This window comes from Avibacterium avium (assembly GCF_900454535.1).
Classification (GTDB): domain Bacteria; phylum Pseudomonadota; class Gammaproteobacteria; order Enterobacterales; family Pasteurellaceae; genus Avibacterium; species Avibacterium avium.
In genome coordinates, this window is record NZ_UGSP01000001.1 from 517,787 (window position 1) to 532,394 (window position 14,608).

Annotated in this window: 12 protein-coding genes; 7 read left to right on the forward strand and 5 right to left on the reverse strand. The window is 42.7% G+C overall.

Features of this window, described 5'->3' with window-relative positions; translation table 11 throughout:
• Nucleotides 1-24 precede the first annotated feature (24 nt).
• Genes glpC through glpA form a run of 3 tightly spaced genes read right to left on the reverse strand, consistent with a single transcriptional unit; the run spans nucleotide 25 to nucleotide 4,266 of the window.
• Entirely contained in the window at nucleotides 25-1,293 is a 1,269-nt protein-coding gene (gene glpC / locus DYC50_RS02540) for an anaerobic glycerol-3-phosphate dehydrogenase subunit GlpC (RefSeq protein WP_115248879.1), read from the reverse strand.
• The gene (gene glpB / locus DYC50_RS02545; RefSeq protein ID WP_115248880.1) at nucleotides 1,293-2,585 is read right to left on the reverse strand and encodes a glycerol-3-phosphate dehydrogenase subunit GlpB; all 1,293 of its coding nucleotides are present in this window, start codon (nucleotides 2,583-2,585) and stop codon (nucleotides 1,293-1,295) included. The genes glpC and glpB overlap by 1 nt, the downstream gene beginning before the upstream one ends.
• Nucleotides 2,575-4,266, reverse strand: coding sequence for an anaerobic glycerol-3-phosphate dehydrogenase subunit A (glpA, locus tag DYC50_RS02550; RefSeq protein WP_115248881.1), 1,692 nt, complete (start codon nucleotides 4,264-4,266; stop codon nucleotides 2,575-2,577). Before glpA ends, glpB begins: the two co-directional genes overlap by 11 nt.
• 285 nt (nucleotides 4,267-4,551) lie before the next feature.
• Here glpA and glpT point away from each other — a divergent pair, with 285 nt between their 5' ends.
• Entirely contained in the window at nucleotides 4,552-5,997 is a 1,446-nt protein-coding gene (gene glpT / locus DYC50_RS02555) for a glycerol-3-phosphate transporter (RefSeq protein ID WP_115248882.1), read from the forward strand.
• A 93-nt stretch (nucleotides 5,998-6,090) separates the two neighbouring features.
• Nucleotides 6,091-7,182 (forward strand): glycerophosphodiester phosphodiesterase, encoded by a 1,092-nt coding sequence (glpQ, locus tag DYC50_RS02560; protein WP_115248883.1) that lies wholly within the window; start codon nucleotides 6,091-6,093, stop codon nucleotides 7,180-7,182.
• 53 nt (nucleotides 7,183-7,235) lie between these two features.
• On the opposite strand, the gene rpmE is transcribed toward glpQ, so the two are convergent.
• Nucleotides 7,236-7,448: a 50S ribosomal protein L31 gene (rpmE, locus tag DYC50_RS02565; RefSeq protein WP_103855586.1), complete on the reverse strand. Its 213-nt coding sequence runs from the start codon at nucleotides 7,446-7,448 to the stop codon at nucleotides 7,236-7,238.
• Nucleotides 7,449-7,651: 203 nt separating this feature from the next.
• Between rpmE and priA the strand changes: the two genes are divergently transcribed.
• From priA to DYC50_RS02580, 3 genes are all read left to right on the forward strand, one after another.
• On the forward strand, nucleotides 7,652-9,838 hold the full coding sequence (gene priA / locus DYC50_RS02570; protein WP_115248884.1) for a primosomal protein N': 2,187 nt from the start codon (nucleotides 7,652-7,654) through the stop codon (nucleotides 9,836-9,838).
• Between the two features lie 142 nt (nucleotides 9,839-9,980).
• Nucleotides 9,981-10,805, forward strand: a complete 825-nt coding sequence (gene ftsN, locus DYC50_RS02575) for a cell division protein FtsN (RefSeq protein ID WP_115248885.1) — start codon at nucleotides 9,981-9,983, stop codon at nucleotides 10,803-10,805.
• 190 nt (nucleotides 10,806-10,995) lie between these two features.
• Nucleotides 10,996-11,319: a thioredoxin family protein gene (locus tag DYC50_RS02580; protein WP_115248886.1), complete on the forward strand. Its 324-nt coding sequence runs from the start codon at nucleotides 10,996-10,998 to the stop codon at nucleotides 11,317-11,319.
• Nucleotides 11,320-11,807: 488 nt separating this feature from the next.
• Here DYC50_RS02580 and DYC50_RS02585 read toward each other — a convergent pair whose 3' ends face one another.
• Nucleotides 11,808-12,182, reverse strand: coding sequence for a helix-turn-helix domain-containing protein (locus DYC50_RS02585; protein WP_172459060.1), 375 nt, complete (start codon nucleotides 12,180-12,182; stop codon nucleotides 11,808-11,810).
• A 152-nt stretch (nucleotides 12,183-12,334) separates the two neighbouring features.
• Between DYC50_RS02585 and DYC50_RS02590 the strand changes: the two genes are divergently transcribed.
• Nucleotides 12,335-13,093, forward strand: a complete 759-nt coding sequence (locus DYC50_RS02590; protein WP_245934859.1) for a DNA methyltransferase family protein — start codon at nucleotides 12,335-12,337, stop codon at nucleotides 13,091-13,093.
• On the forward strand, nucleotides 13,093-14,490 hold the full coding sequence (locus tag DYC50_RS02595) for an Eco57I restriction-modification methylase domain-containing protein (protein WP_245934860.1): 1,398 nt from the start codon (nucleotides 13,093-13,095) through the stop codon (nucleotides 14,488-14,490). Before DYC50_RS02590 ends, DYC50_RS02595 begins: the two co-directional genes overlap by 1 nt.
• The last annotated feature ends 118 nt before the right edge of the window (nucleotides 14,491-14,608 follow it).

Genomic DNA, 14,608 nt, shown 5'->3' on the forward strand with positions numbered 1-14,608 from the left:
TTTTTATTGCCCTTTCTTATTTTTTCACAATGCCTTTGCCAACAAGGTAACAGGGTGCAAACAAGTTACACTGGTGGACATATCAATTTGCCATTTGCAGGTTTCACACTCTGAAATCACAAAATCAAATTGGCCTTCTTCAATATGCTCAAACAAGGTTTTACCAATGGCTTGAGAAACTTCATAGTTTTCTGCTTTAAAGCCATAAGTCCCAGCAATACCGCAACATTGGCTTGGTAGCATTACCACCTCTAAATCAGGAATTAGTTTTAGTAGCGCAAGTGTATAAGGCGCCCAGCCCGCTTTATCCACGTGGCAAGCGGTGTGATATGCCACTTTCAACGGCATTGATTTAAACTGCGGTGCGTTTTTACGTTGAAATAATTGATACAAATACTTCGTTACAATATTAATGTGTGGACGTACTTTTGCGTTATCCATTCCCAAAATATGATGATATTCATCACGTAAATTCATTGTGCAACTAGAGGACGTTCCCACCACATCAAGCTCTTGATTAATAATGGTATTTTCTAGCTGAGCAAGGTTAAATTCGGCAAGTTGTCTAGCACGTTTTGGAAATCCGTTCACGCTTAATGGCAATCCGCAACATTTTTCTTTTTCTAGCAACATTACGCCAATATCTAGGGCGTTGAAAACCTTGATTAAATCCTTACCGAGTTGTGGATTATTATAATTCACATAACAACCGTGATAGTATGCCACTTTGTCTTTGTAATAACGCTGACGCTCAAGGGCATTATTTTTATACCATTGACGGAATGAGCCAAAGGAATATTTCGGCAAACTACGATGCTGGCTTACTTTTAAGGTTTTTTCCAGTAGGAATTTCGTGGCTTTCAAGCCTGTAATAGTGTTCACCACTGGCGCAAAAGGCGTGTTGAGTTTGCCCATTATGTCGGTGTTACTTAGCACCGCATCACGCAATTTGTGAACCAAGGATTTTTTCTGCTCTTTCAAATGGTTATTACGCGCACGAACGATCAAATCGCCAATTTTTACATCAGAAGGGCAAGCCACTTCACAGCGTTTGCAGTTGGTACAATATTTCAGTGCTTCATCATAGAATGCGGCACTTTTTAGACGAAAACGTTCCCCATCTGGGCCAGCTTGTTTCGGACCAGGATAAAGCGGATTTTGTTTTGATACTGGGCAAACCGCCGTGCAAGCCGTACATTTTATGCAACTTTCAAAACTGTTATCCACATATTGATGTGTGGGTGGCAAGGCGGCATTTTGTTTTGCGTTTTCGATTAATTGTTGAATGTTCATTATTTGCCCCCTGCAAGAATCTGTTCTGCCACGGTGAGCGCGGTAACCACCGCCACGCCCGAGCTACAACCGAGTTCTAAATTATTGTAACCGCCAATCACTGAGCCGATAGCGTATAAATTCGCTAAAATCTCACCGCACTTTTGCACTTGGCATTTTTCATTAATTTTTACCCCCGCACTTTGATAAGGTTGCGGAGCGGAAAAGCGATCTCTTGTCCAAGAAAGGCGGTTGCCATTATCAAAATCGCCGTTGCCGATAATATCGAGATCAAAAATAGGCTCAAGAACCCGTTCAAATTCCGCCACAATCCCTGAGCTAAAATAATGCCCTGAAGCCAGCACAAAATGCTCAGCATAAAGCGCATCATCTTGATGTAATTGCGTGTAAAGGGCTTTCACTTGGTGATCCTCAATATCCGCCCGCAACGCTTTGTCCCCATTGAGCATTACACCGCCCAGCTTTTCAAAATGATCTCGCAGGGCTTTTCGCTGACGCATTCCCAGTAAAGAAGGCGGTAGTGTTGGTAGTTCAAATAAATTTAGCCCTGTCGCCTGTTTGAGGCTGTTGAAGAAATGATTGTCGCTCATTCCAAAACAGGCGGGTAAAAACACCGCACTTGCGTTTCCTGCGGCTTGTTGGATCTCTCGCACTAACTCGCCGAACGCCAGTTTATGCTCCAGTACTTGGGAAATATTGACGCTACGAAATTCCCGTGCGTTGTTGCGAAGTTGGTCTAATTGCGGAATGTGTAAATAGCCAATGCTCACATCACAATGGGCAAATTGCGGATTTTGTTTTAAGTTATCCGCTAATAATTGTGGTTGGAAATCGTGGTAACCCTCAATGCCTAGCACTGCAATGCGTTTATGGGGAAATTCAGCTTGTGATAATGGCAAGGCTGGCACGCTGTTTGCCGAAAGCCAAGTGCGACGTAAACCGCCCAAAGGAGTAACACGGAGATGATTTTCTTTATGTGAGCCAATCAGATCCAAATTGAGCGATTGGGCTAATTGTTCAAAGTGTTCTGCTTTAGCAAGCACCTGATCTTTTCCCAATAAGGTATAGGGGTGATGTGGCACTTGCTCAGCAAAGTGCGGGTAAAAATCTGCAAAATTTTCCACCGCACTTCCATCTGGAAGCTGGCTGAGTAAATCTAACGAGCCAGAGGAAAAATCCATCGCCGCTTGTCCGTTGTTTACGATGGCACAATGTTTACCTTGTTGTTGCAAGGCGATACCGCAGGTTAGCCCTGCCAATCCGCCACCGATAATAATCACATCAAATTTCATTGCTGTCTGTCCCCTGTGTGGCTTGTTCATCAAGTGGTTTAACATCATTCAAACCAAGTAAACTGTAATAAATCCAGCTGGTAAATTCTGCTTCACGCACTGCTTCTCCCCAAGCGATAGGCTGAATTCCCCGCCAACGTTCTTCCATAAAAGAAGCCAGCTGGGTGGTGGATTGACGCGGGGTTGCTACTTTAAAACGTGCCATTAAGCCCGCCGCTCGACAAGCACAGAGTTCCGCTTGGCAGGTTCCCATTCCTACACGGGTGCGGCGGCGTAAATCCACCAAATTATTCACTTTGAGTTCATCAACGGCATAACGCACTTCCCCTGCACTCACCGCTTCGCATTCGCACACTAACGAGCGATCGAGGCGTTCTTTTTCTAATAATTTTGTGGCTCGTTGCCCGTGGCGATAAACCGCTGAAATTTTAATCGGGGTTGGGAGGGAAATAATTTGTTTGTAGGTTTCTTCTTGTGTTGTGCCTGAACCCGGTAAAGGTTGGCTAGCAGTGGTACAAGTGGCAGATTTATTGAGTTTTTTACACACGAGATCTGTCGCCCATTCTGCCATTAAACGATAGGTCATTAATTTCCCACCTGTGATGGTAACGAAGCCCTCTAAACCATCACGCTCTGCGTGATCCAGCAACACAATGCCACGGCTCACATTTCGCCCTGATGGATCATCATCAGTGGCAACCAGTGGGCGTACCCCAGCATAAGCACGCAGCACGCGGGTATGACGTAGGGAAGGGGCGAGTTTTTCCCCTTCACGGAATAAAATATCCACTTCTTCTGGCGTTACCACCATATTATCAATTTGATCATAAGGAATTCGGCTAGAGGTTGTGCCGATCACACAAATGGTATCCCCCGGCACGAGAATATCCGCATCGGCAGGCTTGCGACAGCGGTTAATCACTAGATTATTAATGCGGTGGCCCATAATTAACAGCGCCCCTTTGGCTGGGAACATTCGGATTTTGAGATCGGCATATTCGGCAATGCCTTGCCCCCAAATTCCGCCAGCATTCACCACCACAGGAGCGAAAAACAAACGTTCTACTTTATTTTTATGATCGTAAACTTTTGTTCCAATTACGCGATCGCCCTCGCGGATTAGCCCTTTTACTTCGCAATAGGTAAAAATTTTCGCCCCATTTTCACTGGCATCAAGCATATTTGCCGCGGTTAAGCGAAACGGATCGATAGCACCATCAGGCACAACCACCGCGCCCACTAAATTCGGATTGACCGAAGGCTCTAAGCGTCTGGCTAAATCAGGTTCAATCGCCACCGCTTCAATACCAGCATTATCGCAAGCGGTAAGAAAGGTTTTTTGATAGGCCAAATCATCTTCAGGCAGCGTGATAAATAGCCCTTTGGTGTCTTCAATACAATGGCGCGCGATATTTTTTAAAATGAGATTTTCTTGGATACATTCGCGCGCAGATTCTTCATCATTCACCGCATAACGCGCGCCACTGTGCAACAGCCCGTGGTTACGCCCTGTTGCTCCTGTGGCAATATCACGGCGTTCCAACAACACACAATTAATGCCACGCAACGCACAATCTCGTGCAATACCTGCACCCGTAGCCCCGCCGCCAATGATGATTACGTCTGTATTAATAGGCGAAAAGTCCTGTGCATTTTGATAAAAGTGCGGTGATTTTTTCATCGCTTTTCCCCCACATTAAATTTGTAAATAAAAAGATAAGATTAACAGCCTTATCATACGACAAATGTTCGTTTTAGAAAATAAAATGAGCGAATTTGTATTAAATTATGTGAGGTAGATCACTATTTATCCGTCATTGAAAAGTTTTTGTTATTTTTTTGTGATAAACATCACATCTTAAACTTTATCTGCTTTTCGTTTTTTATTTTTTCGCTATGATATGTTGGAAATGTTCGTAAAAGAACGTATTTCATCTATAAAAAAATAACAACTTGGAGAATATCTATGTTTGGACCATTTAAACCAGCTCCTCACATTGCGGAGCTGCCAAAAGAAAAGATAGATTCCACTTATAGACGCTTGCGTTGGCAAGTGTTTGCAGGGATCTTCTTTGGTTATGCGGCATATTATTTTGTGCGCGCAAATTTTGATTTAGCACAGAAAGGGTTAATTGAAGCAGGGCTTTATAATAAAGCGGAACTCGGTATTATTGGTACTGGTGCGGGTTTAGCTTATGGTTTGTCAAAATTCTTTATGGCGAGTATTTCTGACCGCTCAAATCCGAAAGTTTTCTTGCCTTGTGGTTTGTTGCTTTCAGGTTTATGTATGACCCTAATGGGCTTAATGCCTTGGGCGACATCAGGCATTTTAGTGATGTTTGTGATGATTTTCCTTAATGGTTGGTTCCAAGGTATGGGGTGGCCACCGTGCGGACGTACAATGGTACACTGGTGGTCAAAAAATGAACGTGGAACAATCGTGTCTATCTGGAATACCGCACACAATCTCGGGGGAATGGTGCCGGGCGCAATGGTGTTATTAGCCAGTGCGATTTATTTCAGTGAACACGGCGTGCAAGCCACCGCAAAAGATGTATGGCAACAAGCGCTTTACTATCCAGGTATTGCGGCAATGCTTGCGGCGATCCCTGTATTCTTTGTAATGAAAGATACACCACAATCTTGCGGTTTACCTGCCATTGAAAAATGGCGTAATGATTACCCAGATGACTATAACGAAAAAACCTACGAAAACGATCTCACAGCAAAAGAAATTTTCGTTACTTATGTATTGAAAAACAAATTGTTATGGTACATCGCCATTGCTAACGTGTTCGTTTATCTGATTCGTTATGGTGTATTAAAATGGTCGCCAGTGTATTTGGGTGAAGTGAAACACTTCAATATCAAAGGTACGGCTTGGGCATACACCATTTATGAATTAGCGGCGATTCCGGGAACGCTTATCTGTGGTTGGGTATCCGATCACCTATTTAAAGGTAAACGTGGTTTAACTGGTTTCATCTTTATGATCTTAACCACCATTGCGGTAGTAGCATTATGGTTAAACCCAGCAACACCAGAATCTGAACTTGCGCAATATGCAGGCAAAGCGTGGTATCAAAATCCGTATCAATTAACTGACTTTATCTTAATGACCACCATCGGTTTCTTAATTTATGGCCCAGTAATGTTGATTGGTTTACACGCCCTTGAACTTGCACCGAAAAAAGCCGCAGGTACAGCAGCGGGGTTCACTGGTCTATTTGGTTATCTCGGTGGTACCGTTTCCGCTTCAGCCGTTGTGGGTTGGGCTGCGGAATACTACGGCTGGGACGGTGGTTTCTATGTAATGATCACTGGCGGTATCTTGGCAGTATTGTTACTCTTAATCGTAACTATTCAAGAAGCAAAACATAAAGCCACATTAGGCGATCACTACGGTAAATAGTGAATAATTAGAAAGGAAGTGCAGCAATGCCCTTCCTTTTTTATTGATAAAAATTCGGTGAAAAAGCACCGCACTTTACTAAAAGGAGTTTTTATGACATTCAAATTAAAAAAATTAGCTCAAGTTGTTGCCTTATCCACCTTGGCATTTACTTGTGTGCAATCAGCAAACGCAATGCCGACAATGAACAATAATGAAAAACTTGTTATCGCTCACCGCGGAGCAAGTGGCTATTTGCCTGAGCATACGCTAGAAAGTAAGGCACTAGCATTCGGGCAAAAAGCGGATTATTTAGAACAAGATTTAGCGATGACGAAAGACGATCATTTAATCGTGATCCACGATCATTTTTTAGACGGGCTAACTGACGTGGCGAAAAAATTCCCTGATCGTAAACGCGCAGATGGGCGTTATTATGTGGTGGATTTCACCCTTGCGGAGATTCAATCGCTCAATATGACCGAAAATTTCAAAGTGGTAGATGGTAAACAGGTACAGGTTTACCCTGATCGCTTCCCAATGTGGAAATCCCATTTTAAAATTCACACCTTTGAAGATGAAATCGAATTTATCCAAGGACTAGAAAAATCTACAGGCAAAAAAATTGGGATTTACCCTGAAATCAAAGCCCCTTGGCTACATCATAAAGAAGGGAAAGATATTGCCAAAGCGACCTTGGAAGTGCTGAAAAAATATGGTTATACGCAAAAATCCGATCGCGTTTATTTGCAAACCTTTGATTTTAATGAGCTTAAACGCATCAAAACTGAGCTAATGCCAAGTCTAGGAATGGATCTTAAATTAGTCCAGCTTATCGCCTACACCGATTGGCACGAAACGGAAGAAAAAAATCCGCAAGGCGAATGGGTAAACTATGATTATGGTTGGATGTTCAAAGATGGTGCAATGGCTGAAGTGGCAAAATATGCAGACGGCGTAGGGCCAGGTTGGTATATGCTAATCGATCAAGAAAATTCCACCAAAGATAAGGTGGTTTATACCCCATTGGTGCAAGAGCTAAAAAAATACCAAATGGAATTACACCCTTACACCGTACGCAAAGATGCTTTACCTGTATTTTTTACTAACGTAAACCAAATGTACGATGCTTTGTTAAACCAAGCTGGCGCAACAGGTATTTTCACCGATTTCCCGGATACCGCGGTGGAGTTTTTGGGGAAATAAGTCTCAACCAACAAAAAACCCTACTTGCGTAGGGTTTTTTATCATCAACAATCTTATTTTGTGCTTGGAATGCTGAAGCGTTTGTTGAAGCGTTCAACACGACCACCTGTATCAACAACACGTTGTTTACCTGTATAGAATGGGTGGCAGTTGCTACACACATCTAGGTTTAAGTCTTTACCTAATGTTGAACGTGTTTTAATTACATTACCGCAAGAACAAGTTGCCGTAATTTCTTTGTATTCTGGATGAATAGCTTGTTGCATAATAGAAAAACCTCAATTTGAAGCCACTCCGCTCTCTAAAACTGAATTTAGCACCGAGTGTGGTTAATATTACGTTTATAGTGAATCACCATAAACAGGATCGTTTATTCAAGCCGCGAATTATACCGAAAAAAAAGGAATATTCAAGGGGCGAGATTATTCCGCTATAATAAGGGCAATTTTTGTTTGTTAAGGCTCGCATAATGAAACTTGTTCGTGTAGCGCTGGCTGTGCCGTTGTTCCAATTTTTTGATTATCTTCTGCCCGAAGGCTTAAGCCCTGTGATGGGTGGGCGTGTGGTTGTGCCATTTGGAACGCAAAAACGAGTAGGGATCGTGGTGGATTTTCCCACTGAAAGTGAGATCGAACCAAAACAGCTCAAAGGGATCTTGAGCGTGCTAGATGAACAAAATTTATTTAACGAACCTGTGTGGCAGCTCATTCACTGGGCAGCGAATTATTATCAAGCGCCCTTGGGAGAAGCCTTATTCCAAGCCTTGCCAGTGAAATTGCGGCAGGGTGAAAGTGCGGTGCAAAATTCGCAAGTTTTTTTCCATATTACAGAATTAGGCGAGCAAGCCTTGCGTGAGAATTTGCTGAAACGCGCGAAGAAACAGCAAGAAGCCTTGCAATTATTGGCCGCACAGCCTGTGGAAAAAGGGCAAAATCCCTTTGCCGCGAGCATTTGGCAGAACCTGAAAGAAAAAGGCTATGTGGTAGAAAAAGAGCAGCTAGCGGAAATTCGCCCTTGGCAAGATATTGAACAGCCGATCGTAAATGAGCAAAATAAACATCGCTTAAATAAAGAACAGGCGTTGGCGCTAGGGCAAATTTTATTTCATCAAGGCTTTGCGGCGTGGTTGATTGATGGCGTAACGGGGTCGGGTAAAACGGAAATCTATTTACAAAGCATTGAAGAAACCTTGAAAAAAGGGCGACAAGTGCTGGTGCTTGTGCCTGAGATTGGCTTAACCCCGCAAACTGTGCAACGCTTTAAGGCGCGTTTTAATGTGGAAATTGATGTGCTGCACTCTAATTTGAACGATACACAACGCTTGCAGGCTTGGCAACGGGCAAAATCAGGACAAAGTGCGGTGGTCATTGGCACGAGATCGGCACTGTTTACCCAATTTGCCGATCTTGGTTTGATCGTGATTGATGAAGAACACGACAGTTCCTTTAAACAGCAAGAGGGTTGGCGTTATCACGCGCGGGATCTGGCGGTGGTGTATGCCAAACAGTTGGATATTCCCATTTTATTAGGATCGGCAACGCCAAGCCTTGAGAGCTTAAATAACGTGAAGTTGGGCAAATACCAGCACATTATTTTGCAAAAAAGAGCAGGAAATAGTACCGCACTTCAGCAATTTGTTATCGATCTGAAACATCAGCGTATGCAAAATGGCTTGTCAGATGCCCTTGCCAACAAAATGCAGGAACATTTACAGCAAGGCAATCAAGTGTTGTTATTTTTAAACCGCCGTGGTTTTGCGCCCGTGTTGTTTTGCCACGAATGTGGCTGGATTGCTGAATGTCAGCATTGTGAGAAACCTTACACATATCATCAACATCAACGCGTGTTGCGCTGCCATCATTGTAACTCACAAAAGCCCATTCCAATGCAATGTGGGCATTGTGGTTCAACCCATTTGATGACCACAGGCCTCGGCACAGAACAGTTGGAAGAAACCTTAAAACAACGTTTTCCTGACTATGTAGTAAGTCGTATCGATCGCGATAGCACCGCGCGCAAAGGCAAGCTAGAACAGCATTTGCAAGATATTCAGCAAGGCAAAAGTCAGATTTTAATTGGTACGCAAATGCTCGCAAAAGGCCATCATTTTCCTAATGTTACCTTAGTGGGCTTAATGAATGTGGATAACGCCTTGTTTTCTTTGGATTTTCGAGCAGAAGAACGGCTTGCTCAGCTTTATGTGCAGGTGTCAGGGCGCGCGGGGCGCGGTGAAAAACACGGACAAGTGGTGCTGCAAACACACTATCCCGATCACCCCTTATTACGCACCTTGTTAAAAGAGGGTTATGGCGAATTTGCTCAGCAAGCCTTGCAGTTACGCCAACAAATGGGGCTGCCACCTTATAGCGCACAGGCCTTATTTCGCGCGCAGAGCCGACATAGCGAAGAAGCGGAGCAGTTTTTACAACACATTGCCGAACAGTTACAACGACAAAATGTGGCAGGCTTGCAAATTTACGGCCCATTGCCCGCGCCCTTTAGTAAAAAAGCAGGGTTTTACCGCTGGCAATTATTGCTACAACATTCTTCCAAAGCGAAATTACAGCAAGTGTTAAACCAGTTTAAACAGCATATTCCGCAAAAGGCTCACCAAGTGCGGTGGATTTTAGATGTGGATCCGTTAGATTTAAGTTAAAACTTGCTAGCCATTACCCCTATTTTTCAGTAGAATTGCGGTTATTTTTTATTATGGTTGGGGATAATTGTTAAATTTCCCACTGATTGAGTAAATTTATCCTAAATTTTGACCGCACTTTTAATGGAAACAAGGTGTTATTGTGGCTAAACGTGATTATGTTTCTCGCCGATCTGGCGCAACAAATAAGAAAGCAAAGAAAGTAAATAAATCAGTAGTTTTAACGATCGTGGCATTAGTGATCGCGCTATTTGCTGGCGGATTATATTTTCTTAAGCAAAAATCTAACGAAATTGCCCCTGTTGTGCCTACGCCAGAGAAAAAAGCGCCAAAAAGCGTCTTGCCAACGCCACCCGAAGAAGTGTGGAGTTACATTAAGGCCTTGGAAACGCGCACTGTGCCTGTGGACGATAATCCAAAATCTTTGGAAAAAAATATGCGTTTAACAGAAGAGCAGAAAAAAGTGCTAATCGAAATGGAAAAAGAGCAAAAGGCTGCCGAAGCCGCGCGCTTAAAACAGGCTGAAGAACGCAAGAAAGCCGAAGAACAGGCAGCCAGAGAAGCCGCGAAAAAACCAGATCCAGCCAAAGCTAGCGTGGTGGAAAGTAAGCCTGCTGTGGTGGAAGCTAAACCTGTTGCGAAAGTAAAAGAAGAAGCTAAAAAAGCGGAAACAGCGAAAAAACAAGAAGCTGAGAAGAAAGCAGAAAGCACGAAAAAAGTGGAAAACGCAGTAGCGAAAAACACGGGCGGAGAGAAAAAATATGGCTTGCAATGCGGCGCATTTAAAAATCGTCAGCAAGCAGAAAATGTACAAGCTAAGTTGATAATGTCAGGCTTTAATGCTCGCGTTAATGCAAGCGCAGAGTGGAATCGAGTAGTGATTGGGCCAATTGGTGATCGCGCCACAACGGTGAAATCCCTCGAAAAAGCCAAAACCATTACCCCTTGCGTATTAGTGGGAATGTAATTCATCAGCTGATTAATTGTAACGAAAGCCATCTTACCTTGATGGCTTTTTTAATGAGAGAAGTAAAGTAGGTTTTGGCCCATCAAAAGGGAAACGATAGGTAAGACCCACCAAACCCACCAAAGAGATAAATCGCGTTAAACAATGGGCTGAAGCCTATCCTACAAATCATTTTTAATGAGAAAATAAAATGAATACAGCAACAAATCTTGCGCAAATTGAGCAAGAGATTATTGATAACCCATTGGTTTTGTTACTGATTAAAGCACCAAATTGTGGTGTCTGTACTTCGGTAGCGCAACAATTAGCGCCACTTTTAGCTGATAAGCCAGAAATTTTTGCAATGCAAGCCAACATTGCAGATATTCCTGAAATGGCAAGCCGTTTCCACGCCTTAACAGCCCCTGTCGTGTTAATGTTTTATCAGCAAAAAGAAGTCGAACGCTTTGCCCGATTTGTGCCAATACAAGAGCTAAAAGAACGTTTAGATTTTTGGCAGAATTTTGCTGATTAATAAAAAAGTGCGGTAAAAAAATCGGAAATTTTCCACCGCACTTTTCCGTCGGAAGAGATTGAGTTTTGTCCGAATAATATTTTCTAGGCAATAAAGGGAAAACAGTTTAGATAAAAAATAAAACCGCCTAAAAAGGCGGTTTATGCTATACTTTTCCATGGCTGGTCAGGTGTTGTCATTACCTGACTGGCGGGTCAGGTAGTGGCACATCTCGAACAGTTGGTTTTAACTTCTGATTTGAGATCAGACCGATGAAAATTATCTTTATAATTCTTATCATGTTATTCGTGTTGCTATACAGCCCGACAGCTTGGTAGCACTTGAATAACTAGCCACAGGCGGTAAGGGAAACCTTATCGCCTGTTCTGCATTATATATCGCACCTATTCAAAATTCAACCAGATGCTATTGCCTGCCCAAACAATATTTCCAAACAACAAACAAATCACAATGCTCTAGGCTGGAATGGAAAAGCACAACAAAACCAATTATTCGCAGTGTTGTTTATATAGCGCCATAATCACCTCGCGCACCACATTTTTTTGGGGTTCAGGGAGATCAAGGAAGTGGCTGAAAAGGGCTTTGTCTTGTTGGGTGGCGATGTTTTCCCAGCGCAATTCTTCGGGCGTGCCAATGCGTTTAAGTTCTGCTGTTCGCAATTTTTGTAGTTTGTTTGGCGGTACGAGTTCACTTAAATCTACATTTAAAACAATCGCAAGCGTCTTTAACTTATCTAATCTTGGGATCATTTTACCGTTAAGCCATTGCGAAGCCGCCTGTGGCGTAATGTCTTGCCCTTCATATTTTAAATTAAAGATCGTTTCTAACACTGAAGGCTTTGGTGGATAGCCTTTTCTTGTCATAGCTTGCCTTAAATTAACGGCGAATTTTTCTTTTTCATTCATAGCGTGGCAAAGCTATCACGCAGTGATTTTGATAATGAAAGTAATATTGTTAAAACTTTAAAAAAGATCAATAATACTTTCAGTTTTAAGTCCTAATCTCAAATTTTAAAGTGTCTAACGAAAAACAAATAGTTTCAAAAAAACGTGTGGCGGATCACGGGGAAGTTTACACCAGAGAGCAAGAAGTGAATGCAATGCTTGATTTGGTGAAGTTACAAACCCAATCGTTAGCTGCCACTTTTCTTGAACCGGCGTGCGGAACGGGCAATTTTTTGATCGAAATTTTGCGCCGTAAGTTGGCGGTGGCGGCAGAAAATTACCAAGATAAAAGTAAGCGAAAAAAACACGTTAAATCGCCAAGCCAGCTTTCCTATGAGCGAGATTTAATCCTTGCGGTAAGCAGTCTTTACGGTATTGAGCTGTTGGAAGATAACGTAAAAGCCTGCCGCAAACGGCTGTTTGATTTTGCTGCGCAAGAATACGCGCGGCTGTTTCCGCACAGCCAAAAAACCGAATGTCTTGATGCCATTGATTGCCTGTTGCATTTCAACATTGTGTTGGGCGATGCGTTAAAAATGGAAGTGAAATACCCGCGCGAGCATTCTCCCATTCCGAATTTAAGTGGCGCGGAAGAAGAGCGGGCGAAAAAAGCCATTATTTTTTCTCAGTGGAGTTTTATTAACGAGAGAAAAATCAAGCGCGTGCCGTTTATCTACTCAGGCTTGGTAGGGGAAGAATACACCATCACGCCAAATGGCAACGCTGCCCAACCGCACCCTTATCGCACGGTTTTTCAATCCAGCCTATGCGATTTTTTGCAAATCAAACAAACCTATGCCACCGAATATGAACAAAGTGAGATCCAATAATGCTGAAAAATTACAACCCTGACGTGTTATCTTGCCTTGCCAATTTGTCGAGTGATGAAGTGTTCACCTCGCCCCTATTGGCAAATAAAATGTTGGATTTAATTCCACCGCACTTTTTCTGCGATCCCAACAAAACATTCCTTGATCCCTGCAGTAAATCTGGGGTGTTTTTACGCGAGATCGCCAAACGCCTAATCAAAGGCTTAGAAGCTCATTTTCCTGATTTGCAGGAACGGTTAAACCACATTTTCACCAAGCAATTATTCGGCATCGGCATCACCACGCTCACCGCACAGCTTAGCCGCCGCAGCCTGTATTGCAGCCGTGAAGCGAACGGCGAGTATTCCGTTTGCACCGCCTTTGATGATGAAAATGGCCATATTTTTTACCGCACTTTAGCCCACAAATGGGAAAAAGAACGTTGCACGGAATGTGGTGCAAGCCAAGAAGTTTTTGATCGTGGTGATGAACTTGAAACCCACGCCTACCATTTTATCCATTCTTACAGCCCATTTTTTGAACGATATAAAGAGATGAAATTTGACGTTATTATTGGCAATCCGCCTTACCAATTAAGAGATAGTGGTGCACAATCCAGTGCTAGCCCGATTTATCAACACTTTGTGGAACAAGCGAAAAAATTGCAACCTGAATATTTGGTGATGATTATCCCTGCCCGTTGGTATGCAGGCGGCAAAGGACTTGATGAGTTCCGTGCCACAATGTTGCAAGATTCGCAAATTCGCCAGTTGCACGATTTTCCTAATTCACAGGATTGCTTTTCGGGCGTGGATATTAAAGGTGGCGTGTGTTATTTCCTTTGGCAAAAAGATTCAACAGGTGAAACGCAAGTTTTCAGCTATGAAAATGGCGAAATGGTCTCGCAAGCCAGCCGTTATTTATTAGAAGAAAATATGGATACATTTATTCGTAGTAACGAAGCCGTAGATCTTTATCATAAGGTGAAAAGTTTCAATGAACCTAGTTTTAACGAATTCATCAGTTCTCGCAAACCTTTTGGTTTTACTACCCAATTTAAAGGCTATGCAAAAACCAAAGATAACACAGTGAAATTTTATGCCAATAAAGCGGTAAATTACATTAGCCGTGGTGAAGTGAAAGTGAACCGAGATTGGATCGATCGCTATAAATTATTTGTGCCTTATGCCATTGGCTCGGGCGATAGTCGTGTTGATTTAGTGAAGCCAATTTTAGGTGAACCCAATTCTTGCTGTTCGGAAACCTATTTAGTTTTCGGGCCTTTTGATGATGAAAAAACAGCAAAAAATGTGATTTCTTACATTCAAACCAAATTTTTCCATTTTATGCTGACTTTAAAAAAGAATACACAACACGCCACAAGAAACGCCTTGTATATTAAAATTAATATAAAATAGCAACAAAACTCTGTTATCTGCATCTCGCATACGCCCCAGGCAACAAACCGAGTTGTAGCAATGAGAGCAGATAACATTTCACCAAAAAACCGAACAGTTGCCAGACTTAAACCCGAAT